The sequence below is a fragment of the Methanospirillum stamsii genome (genome assembly GCF_003173335.1).
Classification (GTDB): Archaea; Halobacteriota; Methanomicrobia; order Methanomicrobiales; family Methanospirillaceae; genus Methanospirillum; species Methanospirillum stamsii.
Map to the genome: position 1 here is coordinate 1 of NZ_QGMZ01000056.1, position 17770 is coordinate 17770.

Annotated in this window: 14 protein-coding genes; 3 read left to right on the forward strand and 11 right to left on the reverse strand. The window is 39.0% G+C overall.

Annotation, left to right across the window (positions count from 1 at the left end):
* Positions 1-48: 48 nt before the first annotated feature.
* From DLD82_RS17095 to DLD82_RS17125, 7 genes are all read right to left on the reverse strand, one after another.
* Entirely contained in the window at positions 49-1071 is a 1023-nt protein-coding gene (locus tag DLD82_RS17095) for an ABC transporter substrate-binding protein (RefSeq protein WP_109942347.1), read from the reverse strand.
* Positions 1072-1077: 6 nt separating this feature from the next.
* Complete coding sequence (locus DLD82_RS17100) at positions 1078-2340, reverse strand: ABC transporter substrate-binding protein (protein WP_109942348.1); 1263 nt, start codon at positions 2338-2340, stop codon at positions 1078-1080.
* A gap of 214 nt (positions 2341-2554) precedes the next feature.
* Positions 2555-3313 carry a nucleotide-binding protein gene (locus tag DLD82_RS17105; RefSeq protein WP_109942349.1) on the reverse strand — a complete coding sequence of 253 codons (759 nt, stop codon included), beginning with the start codon at positions 3311-3313 and terminating at the stop codon, positions 2555-2557.
* Positions 3310-4593: a nitrogenase component 1 gene (locus DLD82_RS17110; protein ID WP_109942350.1), complete on the reverse strand. Its 1284-nt coding sequence runs from the start codon at positions 4591-4593 to the stop codon at positions 3310-3312. Before DLD82_RS17110 ends, DLD82_RS17105 begins: the two co-directional genes overlap by 4 nt.
* Complete coding sequence (locus DLD82_RS17115) at positions 4590-5924, reverse strand: nitrogenase component 1 (protein WP_181391513.1); 1335 nt, start codon at positions 5922-5924, stop codon at positions 4590-4592. Before DLD82_RS17115 ends, DLD82_RS17110 begins: the two co-directional genes overlap by 4 nt.
* 130 nt (positions 5925-6054) lie before the next feature.
* Positions 6055-7308, reverse strand: coding sequence for an ABC transporter substrate-binding protein (locus DLD82_RS17120; protein WP_109942352.1), 1254 nt, complete (start codon positions 7306-7308; stop codon positions 6055-6057).
* Positions 7309-7829: 521 nt separating this feature from the next.
* Entirely contained in the window at positions 7830-8576 is a 747-nt protein-coding gene (locus DLD82_RS17125) for a DUF364 domain-containing protein (RefSeq protein WP_109942353.1), read from the reverse strand.
* A 385-nt stretch (positions 8577-8961) separates the two neighbouring features.
* Between DLD82_RS17125 and DLD82_RS17130 the strand changes: the two genes are divergently transcribed.
* Positions 8962-9360: a metal-dependent transcriptional regulator gene (locus tag DLD82_RS17130; protein WP_109942375.1), complete on the forward strand. Its 399-nt coding sequence runs from the start codon at positions 8962-8964 to the stop codon at positions 9358-9360.
* Positions 9361-9640: 280 nt separating this feature from the next.
* Here DLD82_RS17130 and DLD82_RS17135 read toward each other — a convergent pair whose 3' ends face one another.
* From DLD82_RS17135 to DLD82_RS17150, 4 genes are all read right to left on the reverse strand, one after another.
* Positions 9641-10399, reverse strand: coding sequence for an ABC transporter ATP-binding protein (locus tag DLD82_RS17135; RefSeq protein WP_146199850.1), 759 nt, complete (start codon positions 10397-10399; stop codon positions 9641-9643).
* A gap of 47 nt (positions 10400-10446) precedes the next feature.
* On the reverse strand, positions 10447-11553 hold the full coding sequence (locus DLD82_RS17140) for a FecCD family ABC transporter permease (RefSeq protein WP_109942355.1): 1107 nt from the start codon (positions 11551-11553) through the stop codon (positions 10447-10449).
* A gap of 5 nt (positions 11554-11558) precedes the next feature.
* Positions 11559-12611 carry an ABC transporter substrate-binding protein gene (locus DLD82_RS17145; RefSeq protein WP_181391514.1) on the reverse strand — a complete coding sequence of 351 codons (1053 nt, stop codon included), beginning with the start codon at positions 12609-12611 and terminating at the stop codon, positions 11559-11561.
* 126 nt (positions 12612-12737) lie between these two features.
* Positions 12738-13001 carry a hypothetical protein gene (locus DLD82_RS17150; protein ID WP_109942357.1) on the reverse strand — a complete coding sequence of 88 codons (264 nt, stop codon included), beginning with the start codon at positions 12999-13001 and terminating at the stop codon, positions 12738-12740.
* A 173-nt stretch (positions 13002-13174) separates the two neighbouring features.
* On the opposite strand from DLD82_RS17150, the gene DLD82_RS17155 reads away from it, so the two are divergent.
* Positions 13175-17242, forward strand: a complete 4068-nt coding sequence (locus DLD82_RS17155) for an acyl-CoA dehydratase activase (protein WP_109942376.1) — start codon at positions 13175-13177, stop codon at positions 17240-17242.
* Positions 17243-17298: 56 nt separating this feature from the next.
* Entirely contained in the window at positions 17299-17676 is a 378-nt protein-coding gene (locus DLD82_RS17160; protein ID WP_109942358.1) for a putative zinc-binding protein, read from the forward strand.
* Positions 17677-17770 lie beyond the last annotated feature (94 nt).

The window sequence follows — 17770 nt, forward strand, 5'->3', positions numbered from 1 at the left end:
GATGTGTTTGAAAATTGGAGGAAAACTTATCCGAAAGTCATCCCTAACTCAGCCGAGTTCAGGATCTGAAACGATATCCTCTATTGGGTACCATGGTTCTTTCCCAGCCCTATGAATGAGAATTACATCCGGATTCCATTTTATAATCTGTTCTTTTGAAATGGTCAAAACTCCAAAGTTGGTGGTTGGTGCTGCACCCTCTGCAACATTTTTTCCTCCTGCAATGTCTATCGGATCGTACAAACAAAGAGTTCCTTCAAAACCAGCTTTGGTAAAACCGGCAATGTATACTTTAACTTTATCGTCTTCCGGAATAGAAGATGTAATATCTTCTACTTTTCCAATTTCCTCATTCCAAAGTGAAATGAGATCTTCAGCCCGATTTTGTTTACCAAAGAGAATTCCTGTCTGTCTCCAGTTTTCAAAATACCCACCATCATCATCATATTTTACCCGGTTAAAATTTGGGAAAAAGACAGGAACGCCGGTATTTTTTTGAATTTCATCTGCAACATCAGGTTCCAAACTGGAACTCATGGAAATAACGACATCCGGATGAAGTGATAAGATTTTTTCCTGGTTAATGTCAGAGAATGTTCCAACCGTTTCCAAATTTTTTATTTCCGGATATTTTTGACCGAATAATTGGCTGTCTGCATTTTGTATAGTATTTTCATCAACACCAACAATCGTATCAAAAGAATCCAGGGTAGTTATTAGCGTTACTGCACCGGGATATGCTGCAACAACTCTTTTCAGGGGAACTTTCATGGTTACCGTTCTTTCGTTACAGTCAACCATTGTAACTTCAGTCTCATCACCTGCAATAATCGATTCAATCCGGGAAATGTCATCCTCATTGACAATTCCGTCATAATTTGCATCTGCAAACTGAGTCTTTTCCTTTACTCCACTAATTATTCCTTTAAGGTATGTGATATCCTCTTCATCGATGATATCATCCATATTGGCATTTCCGTATACACTTAAGGTAAAATCATATGCACTGACCGGACCAATAACCAGAAGACATAATCCTAAAAAAAGAAAAAATTTCTGAAATTTTATCATTATTCATCATCTCCAGGTAACGTAACTACCACAGTTTTCGACCATCCAGTCATACAATCCCGAAACGCCATAGAACTCTTCTAAAATTTCATTACATTCTTTTTCAACATTCAAATCCGTGAACAAATCCGGATAGAATAATTTAGCAAGATAATAACATTCACAAAGACCGGTTGCCGAATCCCAGCCAGTATCCCAACCTTTTGTTCCGTAAACGCGTTCATTTTTAACTGCATTGACGGATTGCAAAGCAGGATCATGTAAAATACCGTCTATACTCCCGTGTTTTCCATCATCCTCTTTTGTCCCTGCATGAACGAGAATTACATCCGGATTCCACTCGATGATCTGTTCTTTTGAAACATCAATACCTCCCCATCCTGAAGTACCTACAGGCAAATCTTTTGCAACATTGATACCACCGGCAATATCAATCGGTTGATAATATGTCGAAGTCATCGTTGGAGAAGCATAACATGCAAAATAGACCTTTGGTTTCTCGTTTTCAGGTACCTGTGACGTTATATCTTCGATAGCCTTGATTTTTTCATTGCTATACTCAATCAATTCTTCAGCACGTTTCAGGTCATCATTACCCTGCAATAAACCCACAAATCTCCAGGTTTCATACGCTCCATCATCTTTGTCAAAGGATGCCACTTCTTTTGGAGCTGCATATACAAATGGAATCCGGGTATTCTGGCTCAAAGCCTGAGCAATTTCTTTACTAGTAAAAAATCCGCCGTAAATGACATCCGGATTTACAGAAAGAATTGCTTCCTGGTTTGGTTCCTGACCGGTTCCAACTTCTGGTATATCCTTTAACTCAGGATGTGCCTTAAAAATTAATTTATTTGCTAATCCGGATGTAGTTCCGATTCCTACTATTGAATCAATAGAATTAAGTTGTACAACCGGCCTTACAGAACCTAAAAATAAATTAGCATTGCTTTTTACGGGTGTATTAACCTTTCCAGTCATACCCTGATTATCAACAAGTGTCAGAATTACCGGATCTCCGGAGATTATAGATTCAATTTGTGAAATATCAGCCTCATTAATTATGTTATCATAATTAGCATCTGCAAACTGAGTCTTTTCGTTTACTCCGCTGATTATTCCTTTCAAGTACGTGACATCCTCTTCATCGATGATATCATCCATATTGGCATTTCCGTACACACTTAAAGTGAAATCATATGCTGATACCGGAGCCACCAATAAAAAAGTAATAGAGAGAAGTGCTATAATGCAGAATAAAAATTTCATTATCTAAACCAACCCATCCAAAAATACTAATTTTTTTTTGAGATCATGAAAATCAGAATTTTTTGTTATAATGATATTTTTCCGAAGCACAAATAAAATTAACTTTACGTTACTTTTTTTGTTTATGCATGTAATGAAAAAAACATAACAAAAATCGCATTAAATTAAAAAAGATATGAAAAACCTAATTCTTAAAAAAAATCTATAGTTGTTTTCAGCGGTTTTCTTTTTTGCTGATTATTTCATCAGCCAAAACAGTAATAGCCCGGACATATGCCCCATCATCAAAAAAAGATGCAACTGTAGATCTGGCAGACTCGCATTCCTGCACAACCTTATCACGCGGAATTCGGGTAACAACCCGTACTCCGATTTCAGCGGCAAGATCTGATATGAGTTTATCTTCATTCTCAACATTTCTGCTGTTCTGAATAATTCCACAAAGACGGGCATACCCTTTCTGACTAAACTGTGAAACTGCCAAAGCAATATTCTCCGCAGCATACAGACTCATCAGTTCACCGGAGGTCACAATGTATACTTCTTCTGCATATCCCTTCCGAAGAGGCATCGCGAATCCCCCGCAAACCACATCACCAAGCACATCATATAAGACAAAATCCGGTTTTAACTCATTAAACGCATTTAATGCATCCAAACGCTCAAACGCAGAAATAATTCCTCTTCCTGCACATCCGACACCCGGAGTCGGACCCCCGCACTCAGCACAATAAATCCCGTAATCACCTTTTGTTACCAACTGATCAAGAGTTACACCATCTTTTCCCTGACGAAGAGTCTTTAGAATCGGGGTAATTCTCTCTCCACCAGTTAGCATCCTGGTTGAATCAGCTTTTGGATCGCAACCAATTTGCATAACAGTATATCCTTTTTTTGCTAAAACAATCGAAAGATTAGAGGTTGTAGTAGACTTTCCAATACCTCCCTTCCCATATAACGCTATTCTTCTCATTTTATGAATACCTCCGGATGAGCATTACACATATTGGTGATCATCTGAGTCAGGTATGCATATCCACGAAAACCAACAAAGGGAGTTCCATCATACATGGTGATATAATCCGGTGTCGGATGAGCAGCAGGAATCTTAATCTGGACTGATTTAGCCATTTTCAGATAGTAAGAATTTGCAAAAAGAATTTGTGGCTTTTTCCCATTAACTATTGACTCAAAAAGATCATCATCAGGGTTACAGTATAGGTCATGAATCCCTAAATCCGAAAACAGTATTTTATAATTTTCGTGTTCACTTATTTGTGGTTCTTCTGGTAAAAAAACCGCTGAAACCTGCATGCCCCAGTCTTTTATGATCATTTCGGAAAGACCATATGCATATTCATAAGGGCAGGCAAGAATTACCGATAAATGATCATAGGGTTGAATTTTTAAGAACAATGAAGTAAGTGAAAATCCAAACCGGGATATTTCATCATTTATTATTTCTTCAGGATAAAGAATACCAAGTAACTCAGATACCCGGGCAATCCACTTTTTTGTTCCGGTCAGACCAATAGGAAGACCATACATATATTTCTGGCCGGATAACTCTTCAATTTCTTCTCCGACAGGGATCATTATGTCCCTGATAACCAGGTTTAACGAGGCATCAGGTATGTTTTTTATTTCATCAGTAGTGCATCCGTCCGGGAAGATCGTTCCGATAGAAATCCCCAATAATGATAACAATCTCCTGATTTCTGCAAGATCCGATATCGTGTTGAATTGTTCACACGTAGGTCCGAGTATGTTTACTTTTTTCTTCGTAGGGGTATATGAACCGGGTTTGATAAATTCACGGATAACTGCTTTTGAACTCTCTGCAATTCCCAAAAAGTATGTTCCGTTAAATCCACCGGATGAAAATGGAATCAAACGGGCAGATACTTCAGGCTGGAGGGAACGAACAATTCCATCGATATCAAGTCCTATTACCGCGGTTATTGAAGTGGCTACAACTGCAATGACTGATGGATGGTACGTAGAATCCACCCATTTAATCGATTCTTTGAGCCGTGCATCTGAACCCATAACAACATCATCTTCATTAACGGCACAAGTAAAAATTTTGTGAAACATGGATCGACGGTTCATCGAATTAAAACTCATCTGGGTGTATGTAACAGTCCCGGGAGCTCCATGCTCAACAATGATACAATCCCTGATTCCAGCCATTGTCCAGAGAATTCCAAAATAATCAGTGGCCTCTGGAATTCCGGTTTCAATAATTCTCATGCATTCACCCTCATTTTCATGGCAGAAATATCAAAATTCGGAATGGTTTGTACGTAGTCACCAAAGATTTCCAGTAATATGTGAATTGCGAAATCAAATCCATTAAGAAATGCTATGGAATGAATATTGCGATAACCAATGTGGTTTTCCTTACACATATTTTCTTCATATCCTGAAAACGTGATATAATAGTCAGGTTTTATCCTGACAAGGTATTCTTCCAGCGGATAACAGGAAGCATTGCGAATAATATCCGATTTTCCACCATCAGAATGAAATTTTTTCGCATCGGCATAATCCTGTTCAAAGATTTCATCTATGGCAATAGCAGCAATTTTAATACCAAAGGAATGTAGCAGGAACGCCAGATCAAATGTTCTTCCTTGTCCTATTGAGATGATTGCTTTCTTTCCTGCCAAACCCTGTTTTAATACAGAAGTCAATTGCAATAATGAGTTATATTCTGGTGTGATAATTGATTCAATATCAACAGAAAGAAACATACCTAAATTTCTATAGAGGTGAAGTATTGATTCTGGTGAAAAAGGACGATCGAAGAGAAAATAATCCATCTGATATTTTTCTTTCATTTTTTCCGCCAGAGGAAGGGCCCCTCTGTCCAGGATAATGTTACAGGATGCTTCAGGGGCTTTTTGCAAGGTATTAAGATCGGTATGTGAAGGAATGACTGAGTGAATGGAGTATCCGGTTTTTGATATAACCGTAAACAGTTCAGTATTAAAAGAACGAAATGCTGATGCACCGATTATGTTTACAGAATGAGGAATTTTTTGAACCGGATAATCCATTAATTCTATGAGTGCTTCTAAAGCTCGTTCCATCCCCTGTTTTGAAGAGATATTCGTAAAATTTTCAGTTCTGATAAATAAAACCGGAATTTTTACAACATCCCTGACCTGGCGGACTACTGCTTCAATATCTTCTCCGACAATCTCCGGAAGACAGGAAGTTACAACAAAAATAACCTCGGGTTTTTGCTTATGATAAAAATCAACAATCGCATTTTTTATCGTTTCTTCTGCTCCATGAATGATATCATCATCTTCATACAAAAAGAACACAAGATTATTTTTGAGCATAAAGGATGATTGTTCAAACCGTGACATGAAAACCCGGGCATTGTGAGCACAGATTGCAGGGGCAATCATGATAGCAGCAGATTTTTCGATAAGGGGTGCAATAAAACTTACGGCAAAAAATCCACATCCAAGTCCGGGAAACACCGGGGCTACAATATCCGGGGTTTTTTTCTCTGACACCAGTTGATCTAGTGTCACGAACTTTTGTAATTCACTAAAGGTTGCTGTCATTATTAACTCCATTTTAACTGAAAATTTTACAATGATTGAAAAGAAGCATTAAATAGGAAAGTTACACAGATATCATAAATATCGCCAATACATGTGTTTTTTAATGAAAATTAAAAAAATAATTGGTTTTTTACCATTGGTAAAAATCGTATCCTTCTGCATAATCAGAGAATAACCCGTCTTTTCCATAGACATATTTCATAATTTCATTACCATTTGATTCAACATTCAAATTTTCAAATTTGTCCGGATGTAATAATTTTGCCAGATACCCCACCTGGGCAAGTTTTTCTCCCAGTATTCCTCCACCGTTTTGAGCAACGTTCATGCAGTAGACTCTTTTATTCTTTACTGCATTTACCGTCTGGAGATCCGGATCGGAAAGTATAGCGTCGACTTCATTCGTATTTCCTCCATGAACAGTAATAACATCAGGATTCCAGAGGATAATCTGTTCCTTTGATACTTCTACGCCACCGGGCTGACTCTCCGGAGTACCTGGAGGTACGATGCCCCCTGCTCTTTCCACCATTACTTCATCAGCTGAACTTTTACAGACGGTCAGTAATTCTCCATTACCTCCGCCGGGTCCGCAATTATATACAACAGGTTTGTCTTCATCAGGTATTGCAGAGGTAATTTGAGTGATATCATCAATCTTTTCCTTGGAATAGTTAATCAGATCTCGTGCTCTTTCATCTTTCCCCGTTACAGCCCCGATTATTCTGAGCATATCAGCAACCCAGAGATCTCCTGCTGAAGCTAAAGCTATCGTTGGAACCTGAGTCTTATCTTGAAGCAAATCTGCATCTACATCTGTCGTTACAAACGTAACATCAGGGTTGAGTGATAATACCAATTCTTCGTTAATATCCTTGAAACTACCCGGGTCCGGAAGGCCGGCTAATTCAGGAGCAGCATCTTTTACAGCACAGGCCCCCATTTTCTCATTTGGAAAAGGTCCTCCGACTATTTTATCCTGGGCTCCTAGTGCAATCAGCATCCGGGTTGAATCCATACGGGATGCAGAGACAATTTTTTCTACCGGAAGAGGTACGGTTACGATACGGTCTGACATGTCCAAAATATGAATTTCATCCGCATCTCCCGCGATTAACTCTTCTATCCGGGTTATATCATCTTCATTGATGATATTATCACAGTTGGCATCAGCGAACTGACTCTTTTCTTTTGTTCCACTGATAATGCTCCGCACATAATTGATATCATTTTCATCGATGATGTCATCCATGTTGGCATTTCCATAAACCGTAAGGGTATCTTTGTATGTCTGACTAAATTCCTCCGGAGTGGCCGTAACCGGGATTCCAAAAAGAACCAGACATACCAATATTGACAACAGAATACGCTTCAAATAACTCATCACTACACCAAAAAAATTTATTTATAGTAATAAATTTGATTCAATGTATTATATAGATTATTAGTTGTTTTTTTCGACACCTTTTCCTATTCGATTCAAGAGGAATCTGAAGAACTTTGAGATGGTTTTTAGACAGGTATTTTCCAAAACAGACCTCAATTTATGATTTGTTAAAACATAATTTATATTAGAGAGATGGGTTTATCCCCATAGTTATTTTTAAATACCCCAATCATGAAGACATTATAATTGGGCAAACCCGGAATTTTTGATTCAAACGGGGATTAAGTGGTGCACCAACATAGGCCCGGATTACACCACACATAACGCAATTTAATGATGTCTTTTATATCCACCCATATAAATCCAAGGCATATGGATTATCTGTTACAAGATGAGAATCAATCAAACATCCTGAATTAATAGAAATACGAGGAATTTTATCGATTTTTAACCATTTTGGGATCTCTCCATTGCTCTCAAAAAAGAATTAAAAAGAGACCCAAAAGAAAAAATTAGGATTAAAAACTCGATCCCGGACTGGTAAATGCAAGGAGTCTGACCCCGGTAACCTGCTGGAATGTTGCACCCTGACTGATAGCATTCAGGACAGCATTCTCGTCAATAACTTTGGATCCAGCAATGATGTTTGCTCCATGATCAAATAGAACCGGGGAAATGGGCGTAGTTGGACCAAGAATAACTACAAGCGCCTCCGGTTTACATAGCCCAAGCAGATCATCAAGGGTATGATTGATCAGAGAACTTCCGGTGATGGCTACCACATCAGCCTGGGGGATTAAATCAGAAGCTGCATGAGCAGGATGATCTCCTTCCAACGGATTTTGTTCTATCACCCAAAGATTTTTTACCGCTTTTTTTACCTTTGGAATAAATGGGAAATGACCAACGATTGCAACATTTTTTCCTGCACCCCGCTCGATCAGAACTTCAGACGCATTCATCTCAACGGCATCCTCTTCCTGATACTCCATCAGTGAATTAATCGCAGCAATTCCAATTCCTGCCTCCATGGTATTTTCAGAAAGGGCATATTGTGCCAGTTCCTGTGCACTTTTCCGGTGAAGATTCCCAACATTCCGGACATGAGTGGTGTGATCATGGGGTTTATCCGGGACAAAAGTTGTTGCCAGACCGCAATGGGTACTGCAAACAGTAGTCCAGTGAACACCCACCATCACCGAACGGACAGGAACATCTTTTTTTGGTAGATTAGACAATAATTCTTCAATAATATGCGTACTCATTGTATCCCTTAAAAATTAATTACTATAAAAATTCGAATAATCGAACATTGAAATCAGGAGAACGATTTTTCGAGATAAAAGATATGACGTAAAGATTAAAATTATTTATCCTTTTCTTGCGAGTAATTAATATATATTATAGCATAATATCAACTTCTTATCAACTCGATTGCCAGTGAATATTCAACAATTTTAGGCTTTTCAGGTTCATCAAAACAATTTCGGAAAGGTTTATTATTTACCAATTTCAAATACTCATTAAAAGTTAGAATATAACCGTTTAATTAAAACCATAAGACGAAACCCAACCAAAATACCTAAAATGAAACTCCTCCATTACAAGGTTTACCGATTATTGACTGTCAAAAACAAAAAAGGATACATTATGACCATAAAAAAAGTATCACCACGAAATGAAGACCTGCTCGAAGAAATTTATAAGATCTCATTGGAAAAGGGATATGCCAAATCCCGTGACATCGCAGGTGCTCTGATTATTTCTCCTGCGACAGTGACTGAACGTTTTAAAAAACTCCAGGAAGCAGGGTATGTAAATTATGAAAAGTATGGCGGCGTGACGTTAACACCGGAAGGAATACAGATAGCAGAACGGACACTTAAGTCACATCATGCAATCCGAAGGCTTTTGGAACTTGCCGGAGTTGATTCCATCATTGCAAACCGTGATGCCTGCATGATGGAGCATGGACTCTCACAGGATTCATACGGTAAACTTATTTCGTTTATTGACTGTATCGAAGAAAATTGTAAAACCCGGAACTAAAAAAAAAATTCTCCTAATTTCTTCTGTTTTCAAAAGGTTTACACCTCCATTTTAGGAATCCTTTCCATGATAAAAATTAGCTAAATAATACTCATATTCAATCAGAACAGGTGGTTCAGATAAAATAAAGTTCACTAAAAAATTATCAACTATTTGTCATTATAAGGTAAAATACATTTACAACGGAAAATGATTACTAAATTAGAAACTGTAATTAATGGACTGAATATATGATTGTCAAACATCTTTTCTCATCACATTGAAGTTATCCCTGTCTTTATCACTTTTTTTTAATCCAGCCAATTTCATTCAATTTTTCTTCATTATTGAAATCACTTTTTTTAGCAACCACAATGGGCATTCCGGAATTGTACATTATTTTTGATTCAATTCCATAAATCTCTTTAACGAGATCAGGGGTGACGATATTCTTATCCCCACAATTAACAACTTGACCATCCTTCATGAACACAAATTTATCAGAATAATAAAGAGCCATGTTAATGTCATGCATTATCATCACAGCACATGCATTATTTTTTTTAACAATGGATCGTATCATAGCAAGCATAGCGTGTTGATTTGCTACATCCAGGTTATTTGTTGGCTCGTCCAGTATTATAACATCTGTGTTTTGTACAACAGCACGAGCTATTTGAACTTTTTGTAACTCTCCGCCGCTTAATTGATTTAGATAAGTAAGAGTTAGTTTTTCCATAGAGAATAATCTGATTACGTCCCATACCATGTCCTCGTCTTCTTTTGTTACTGCCCAATTAATGTGAGGCCTTCTCCCGATTAGAATTGAATCGAAAACTGTCATGAAAGAAGGGACGATTTGCTGGGGAACATATGAAACACGTTTTGCAAATTCCCTTTTTTTGTAATTATGTATGTTGGTATCATCAATAAAAATGAAACCACTGTCAGGATTCTGAATTCTACAAATATTTTTTATTAAAGTAGTCTTTCCAGCTCCATTGGGGCCGAGTACCGAAACCACATCTCCTTTTTCCACCATGAACGAAATATCATCCAAAATCCTCCTTCTTCCGTAAGAAAATTCAAGAGATTCAACTTTTATTCCTATTTACGTCCCCTCCAATCTTTTTTTACCAAGATATACAGAAACATAGGTCCTCCTAAAAGAGATGTAATAATACCGACAGGTATCGGTGATTCGAATGGAATCCTTCCTATGGCATCAGATAATAGAAGAATTAAAGACCCCATTACCATTGAAGCAGGAAGTAATTGCCTATAATCTCCACCGATGAGCCTTCTCATGAGATGGGGGCCCAGTAATCCAACGAATCCGATGATACCTGCCATAGCAACACAAATTGCTGCTAACACGGATGCGAATAACATTGAAAGAATGGTAAGTCTTTGCGTATCCACCCCCAGACTTTTTGCGATGTCGCTCCCTGCTTCTATTGAATTATAATCAAGTCGGTGGTAGATAAAAAAGGAAGTGATAAACAACAAAAAAATTAATACAAGGCTGAGATCACTCCAAGTAGCTTTGGATAGATCCCCGAACTGCCAAAAAACGATTGCCTGGAGAGTTTCAGAATCAACAAAATACTGCAAAGAAGACAAAGCAGCTCCAAAAATTGATCCCATAGCCACACCTGCGAGGATAATGCTTTCTGGAGCAAATTCTGATTTTTTGGATAATATGACTATTATCCCAACAGTGAGCATAGAGAATAAAAAGGCAAATGAAGACATTCCATATATACTGTTGAGTGCATCTTCCAACCACGTTTCATTAAACCAACTCATGTATGATGCTGCTATGGACATAGCTGCTCCAAATGCTGCTGCATTAGAAATCCCAAGAGTGTACGGAGATGCAAGAGGGTTTCGTAATATACATTGCATTACCGATCCCGATATCGCAAGTGCAGATCCTACAATCACTGCAGCAAAAATTCTAGGTAGCCGAATATCCCAAATTACTACTCCGGAAACGGAGTCATTGTTAAACAGTAATGTTTCAATGACTTTCCAAACAGACATAGAATAAGCACCCATCCCAAGAGAGATCAGGCTCACTACAATAGATGCAGCAATTAGAATAAGTATTATAATCTTTTTTTTGGCTTTGAAAAAAAGGTATGGATTCGAGTTCCCCCTCTCATCATTTTCTTCTTTTGATTTTTTTTTTGAGATGGATGAAAGGTTCACGTTCTCTACACCTTAGCCAAATTCACTTTTCCGAATAACTGAATATCCTGTCCGGTTTTATCTTGAAGATACTCAACTACCTTGTTATATACAATGCCACCTGCCTGCTCATCTCCATAGAATTCATTCATAAGTGTCCGGACGTAATTGTTCACATCAAAATCTTCTAGAGCTTCCGGATTGAGATTAGATGCAAGAAGATACGCTCCACCGAGACACATATATGCTCGGGGAAACCAGTCTGTCACTACATATACTTCACCGGTTTTGAAAGGGGTTAATACATTGAATTTATTGGGATCTTTATGCCATAATTCCTTGAAATTATCCCAGCATCCCAGACTGATAAATATAACATCAATCTTGCCCTCTTCTTCCTCATATTGGTACAATTTTTCGAATTCCATCGTAAGATATTCTTCGTCAGTGATGTCGTACATAATATTGTGCACGTAATCATCAAGATAGAGCAGGGGATGGTACGTTGCAGGCGAAGAACCAAGGAAATTGGGTCTTGATTTGCCTGCCCCTCCAGCAACGTACACATTCTTTGTTTCGGGTATGTCTGATTTTTGGAGCATTGTTTCAAGATTCTTTGTCCCTTCGTCAATGAGATCTATCAAATAATGAGCCCTATCTTCTTTTGCGAAAATTTCAGAGATGGGAAGGAGATTGACTTCCAGGCATTCCTTAGAATTACTGAAAAGATTGCTTTGACAGGTGTAAAAGTAGACCGGAATGCCAGCGGCGTTCATTTTTTCCCTAAACTCTGCACGATCTTCCTCGCTGGTTTTGCTATCACCAATAAGGACAAGATCAGGTTTCTTTGCAATGATCTGTTCAACCATGGTTATCATGGATCCTTCCATTGTGCAAATGTCCTCTGTTCCAAAGATTTCAGTGATAGCCATGTCGGTGGGGGAATCGCTACTTTTAGAAGACCATATGACTCTGTCGACTACATCTTTGCCTAAGTAAGCAAGATATTCCAATCCCGAAGTGACGACTCTTTCGGGGGCTTTATCTAATACTATTTCATTTCCATAGAAATCCTTCACCGTCCTAGGGTACCCTTCTTGGGCTGATGTGATACCTATCGTTAATAACAAAATAATCAATGTTATTATGATAATCTTTTTCCGATTCATCCGTATTTTGTTGTCATTCAAGTTTATTATACTTTGTTAAAAAAAAGTTGAATAAAATACAGTTGAAGAGAAGGAGATAACTACTTGCTTCACTCCTTCATGGAACGCAGCTTGAAGGTTTTCCCGTAAATAGTGGCATTCCTGAATTTTTTTACCGCATAAAATTCTTTTCTCTCCATCAATTGCCTTCACACCTTCTGTGTACCAATCACACTGAAAATGCCCATAGTTCTCCGGGATATAAATTTCGGGTAAACCCCCATCATCGAAAATTTTTTGGGAACTATCTAAATATGCCATGAGCACCCATAATTATTAGTTGAAATCTAACCGTTGAGAAACAAGTATGATCCTGAATCATGGATTCAGGTTCAATTGGGAATGGCCTAAATATCACCATTTTGGTTTACCAAAAAAAAATGCAAACTATGCAAAAAAACCCAAAATTCGTGGTTTACTATTCAGAGGCAAATATGAGTGAAACTAAACCAAGTATGAAACCATATCCGGACAATCCGGAAATCAAAGGAACAAAAATGCTACCTGAACATTTTAGTATCGGAATTGACATCGGATACTCATCGATAAAGATTAGTCTCGTAAACGGAATTCTAAAACCGGTTTATGGTGATTATGTCCTTCATAAGGGAAAAATCAAAGAGACACTTAAACAAATGCTTGCAACCCTGGAAAGCCAGTATTCCCCTTCATGCATCACAACCGGAGCAGTAACCGGCAGTGAATCAAAGTGGATCTCCAAGGAACAAACCATTCATCATGTCAATGATGTCTCGGCACTTCTTGAAGGGAGTCTTTGCCTGGATGACTCAGTCAGATCAATCATTGATATCGGAGGACAGACCGCCAGATATATCACCGGATTTACCAAATTGGACAAATCAGGCATAGAAATTTCAATGAACTCCAATTGTGCTGCAGGAACCGGATCATTTCTGGAAGAGCAGGTCTCACGGTTGAACCTCTCAATTGAAGATTATGCAATATATGCAGCAAAAAGCAGTACAATCCCCCGGATTGCAGGAAGATGCAGCGTATTTGCAAAAACAGATATCATCCACCACCAGCAGGAAGGAGTATCGGTTGAAGACATACTGCAGGGTCTGGCCTATGCTTTGATCAGAAATTACCGTGGGGCGGTAATGAAAAAACTACCCATTACAAAACCCCTGTTTTTTGCCGGTGGTGTAGCTCAGAACGGAGCGATTGTCAATGCCCTGAAAGAAATCCTGAATATTACTAAAAATGACCTCATCGTTTCAGATTTTAGTGAAAATGCAGCTGCAATCGGTACTGCAATTATCGCCAGGCAAAATAATCTCAACATCTCATACGATGAGCTCCAAACTATCCTTTCACAGGAAGATGCCTTTTATTCACATGAAAACCTTGATCTTACCCTGCCAGCTCTAGATAAGTTCGGACAGAATGATATTAGCAACAAACACACACGTGTCCCCATTCCTTTAGAAGAAGTGAAAACTGACTGTTATCTTGGGATAGATATCGGTTCAACCAGTACCAATCTGGTTCTTATTAACAAAAAAAATGAAATTATTGCATACCGGTATCTGAGAACTCTTGGAGATCCGGTACATGCAGTCAGCACCGGACTTGCAGAACTGGGAGATGAATTTGGAGATAAAGTAAGGGTTATCGGAGCTGGAACAACTGGTTCTGGAAGATATATGATTTCCAGGCTTTTCGGTGCTGATATTATTAAAGATGAGATAACCGCCCAGGCAAAAGCAGCCATGACCATTGATGCTTATGTAGATACCGTATTTGAAATTGGCGGTCAGGATTCCAAATTTATCAGCCTGAAAAATGGTGTTGTCTCCGATTTTCAGATGAATAAAATCTGTGCTGCAGGTACCGGATCATTTATCGAAGAACAATCAAAAAAATTCGATATTCCCCTTGATGGATTCGGAGAAAGAGCCCTTACCAGTAAAAATCCGGTCTATCTGGGCGAACGATGCACGGTATTCATCGAGACCAGTATTGCTGCACACTTGGCAAATGGAACAAGTAATGAAGATATCATATCCGGCCTTTGTTATTCCATTGTGAAAAACTATCTGAACCGGGTAGTAGGACAGAAAAAAATAGGGAACCGGATCTTCCTTCAGGGAGGAATCGCCTACAACCAGGGAATTATCAATGCATTCCGTGCTTTGACCGGAAAAGAAGTGATTGTTCCCCCGTTCTTTAGTGTAACCGGAGCGTATGGAGCAGCAATCCTGACCAGCGAAGAGATGGGATCAAAGAAGAGTACTTTTAAAGGATTTTATCAAAGCGTACCTATAGGGGAAGAAAAAGAAGAATCCGTGCAGCAGGTCACGGGTTCTGATTTTGAGGATATGGTTGCCGATCTTATCTTTGAAGGCTATGACGGAACTCTTGATCCACATAAAAAAACCATTGGAATTCCCCGGGCACTGTTCACCTATGGGATGTACCCGATGTTTAATGCCTTTTTCCGCGAACTTGGCTATAATGTCATCCTTTCAGATCCAACCAGTGAAAAGACCATCTGGCTTGGACAGGATTATTCTCTTGACGAGACCTGTTACCCGATAAAACTTATCAACGGACATGTTGCTGAACTGGTTGAGAAAAAAGTAGATTACATCTTCTTCCCTGATCTTTACACCGTTCTCCACCCGGGTTCTCATACCAGGCAGGATTTTGGATGCCCATACATGCAGCTTGCATTCAAACTGGTCAACCGAGCCATGGAACTAGACAAAAAGGGAATAAAACTGCTTTCACCCACCATCGGATTCAGCCTTGGGGAGGGATTCATGAAAAAAAGTTTCATGAACCTTGGCACGTTACTTGATCGGACACCTGAACAAACAGGAAAAGCCCTTCAACAAGGTATGAAGGCATTTAAGGATTTTGAAAGTCGTCTTGAAAAACGAGGTAAAGAGATAGTGAGTAATCTTAAACCTGATGAGAAGGTCTTTGTTTTGATATCCAAAACTTATGGCGTGGCTGATCCGGTTTTAAACCTTGGAATACCGGGAAAATTAAAAGAGATGGGATTTAACACCCTGGCATTTTATAATATTCCGGAATGTGACATTTCCAAAGAGCACCCGAACATGTTCTGGCCATTTGGTCAGCATATTCTTGAAGCTGCACAGGTAGTAAAACAGCACCCAAACCTCTATGCTATCTTTCTAACCCATCACGGATGTGGCCCGGATACGGTTTTCACCCACTATTTCAAGGAGATAATGGGAGATAAGCCATACCTGAACATAGAAGTTGATGAACACTCATCCGGAGTTGGAGTGGTAACAAGACTTGAGGCATTTGTAAACAGTCTGAATCACATTCCATCAAAACCGGCAGAAGATATGAGTTCTTATCCGGCACATGTTCCTCATCCTGAAACAAAGATAACAACCAACGGGCTTGGATTTTCCAGTTCGTCCGAATATTATCTGCCAGATCTCTATCCATATTCCGGACTCTTCTGTGAATTTCTGAATAAAAAAGGAGTGCGGGCACACCTCTTTTCACCAACCAGTGAGAAATCAATTGATGATGGAAGAAAACACACCATAACCAATGAATATTTCTCAATGGCGGCCCTTCTTGGCGATGCTCTGAATATTCCGGGTATACGAAATACAGATGAAAATTCTAAAATCCTGTTTATCCCCCAAAGCGAAGGGGCGGAAGCAGATGGGCAGTACAACCGATTTATCCGGACCGTTCTTGATGAAGAGGGGCTTTCTCACATCGGAATAGAATCTCCATACATTGAAGATATCATATACGAGGATGAAGATTTTCTCAATTCCCTCTATGTTATCCTGATTGCCGGAGACCTTGTTCTGACTACTCCGGTATCTGACCGGGCACGGTACCTGAACCAGATAAAAGGCATGATACAGAGGAATGAACTGGATATTCATTCCCTCAAAACAATAGCCTGGGAGATTTCAATGATCCTCCAATCTGCACCGCCGGAAAAAACCGTGCTTGCCATAGGTGAACCCCTGGTTCTCTACAATGATGTGCTTAATAGTCAGATTCTAAGTGAGATTGAAAATAAATCCGCCAGGATCATGTATGCACCATTAAGTGAATATCTCTGGCAGACCTGGAAAGATTATATTCTCCAGTATGGGAACGAGAGAACAAAAACACTCTTACAGAAACTCTCAGTTCTTGAGGACTACATGAGCCAGATACATCAGGTACTTGGAGAATTCAGCCCTTACGAAGAAAAGGCAGATGATCTTATCAGGCTTGCAGATGCATCCACCGGGTATTATGCCGGTGCATTTGGCAGGTACCGGGAAGCAAAAGTCCTCGGGTTACCAGCATCAGTAAGCGGAGTCATTACTCTCTCATCAATGTACGAGAATACAGGAATTCTGCTCAATACCCTTCATAAAGGATTTGATTCTGATCATCAGAAACCAATCCTGAATCTGACATTTGATGGGACAAGAAATGAGCATGATGAAAGCAAGGTAGAATCATTCCTCTACTACCTGTAAATTTTTAGGAAAAAAAAGAGAATTTGAACAAAATTCTATCAATGTGAGAAAATTTTATGAATACAAAAGAGGAACCTGGCACGAAAACAAGTGCAGAACACATACTTATCCCATGCTGCGGTCAGGCAAATACCGGACAAATCACAAACCAGGCAGCAATTGCTCTGGCAGATGAAGAATACGGACAATATTACTGTACTGCCCTCCTTGCGTTAAATCCGGAGATTATCCAAAACCGATTACAAGGAACAGAAAAAATCGTGGCGATTGACGGATGTAATATGGCGTGTGCAAAGAAAATTGCTCTTCAGGCAGGACTGGAAGTGAATCATCATGTTCTGGTCACCGATCTCGGCATAGAAAAGAAAGAAGGAAGAAAATTCTCACCTGAACAGGTAAAAAAAGTCACTGATGCTATCCAGAATAAAAAATGATTTTTTCCATAAATGTCCGTAGTTCATAATAAAGCCAGGAATCAATACATTTTTTGAAAAAAGCTTGTGATATTTTAAAAAATTCTCACACAAT

Coding starts and splice junctions, on each gene's coding strand:
- DLD82_RS17095 (WP_109942347.1), bottom strand. CDS start 1,071: ATGATAAAATTTCAGAAATTTTTTCTTTTTTTAGGATTATGTCTTCTG.
- DLD82_RS17150 (WP_109942357.1), bottom strand. CDS start 13,001: ATGGCATATTTAGATAGTTCCCAAAAAATTTTCGATGATGGGGGTTTA.
- DLD82_RS17105 (WP_109942349.1), bottom strand. CDS start 3,313: ATGAGAAGAATAGCGTTATATGGGAAGGGAGGTATTGGAAAGTCTACT.
- DLD82_RS17100 (WP_109942348.1), bottom strand. CDS start 2,340: ATGAAATTTTTATTCTGCATTATAGCACTTCTCTCTATTACTTTTTTA.
- DLD82_RS17110 (WP_109942350.1), bottom strand. CDS start 4,593: ATGAGAATTATTGAAACCGGAATTCCAGAGGCCACTGATTATTTTGGA.
- DLD82_RS17125 (WP_109942353.1), bottom strand. CDS start 8,576: ATGAGTACGCATATTATTGAAGAATTATTGTCTAATCTACCAAAAAAA.
- DLD82_RS17160 (WP_109942358.1), top strand. CDS start 17,299: ATGAATACAAAAGAGGAACCTGGCACGAAAACAAGTGCAGAACACATA.
- DLD82_RS17130 (WP_109942375.1), top strand. CDS start 8,962: ATGACCATAAAAAAAGTATCACCACGAAATGAAGACCTGCTCGAAGAA.
- DLD82_RS17155 (WP_109942376.1), top strand. CDS start 13,175: ATGAGTGAAACTAAACCAAGTATGAAACCATATCCGGACAATCCGGAA.
- DLD82_RS17115 (WP_181391513.1), bottom strand. CDS start 5,924: ATGACAGCAACCTTTAGTGAATTACAAAAGTTCGTGACACTAGATCAA.
- DLD82_RS17120 (WP_109942352.1), bottom strand. CDS start 7,308: ATGAGTTATTTGAAGCGTATTCTGTTGTCAATATTGGTATGTCTGGTT.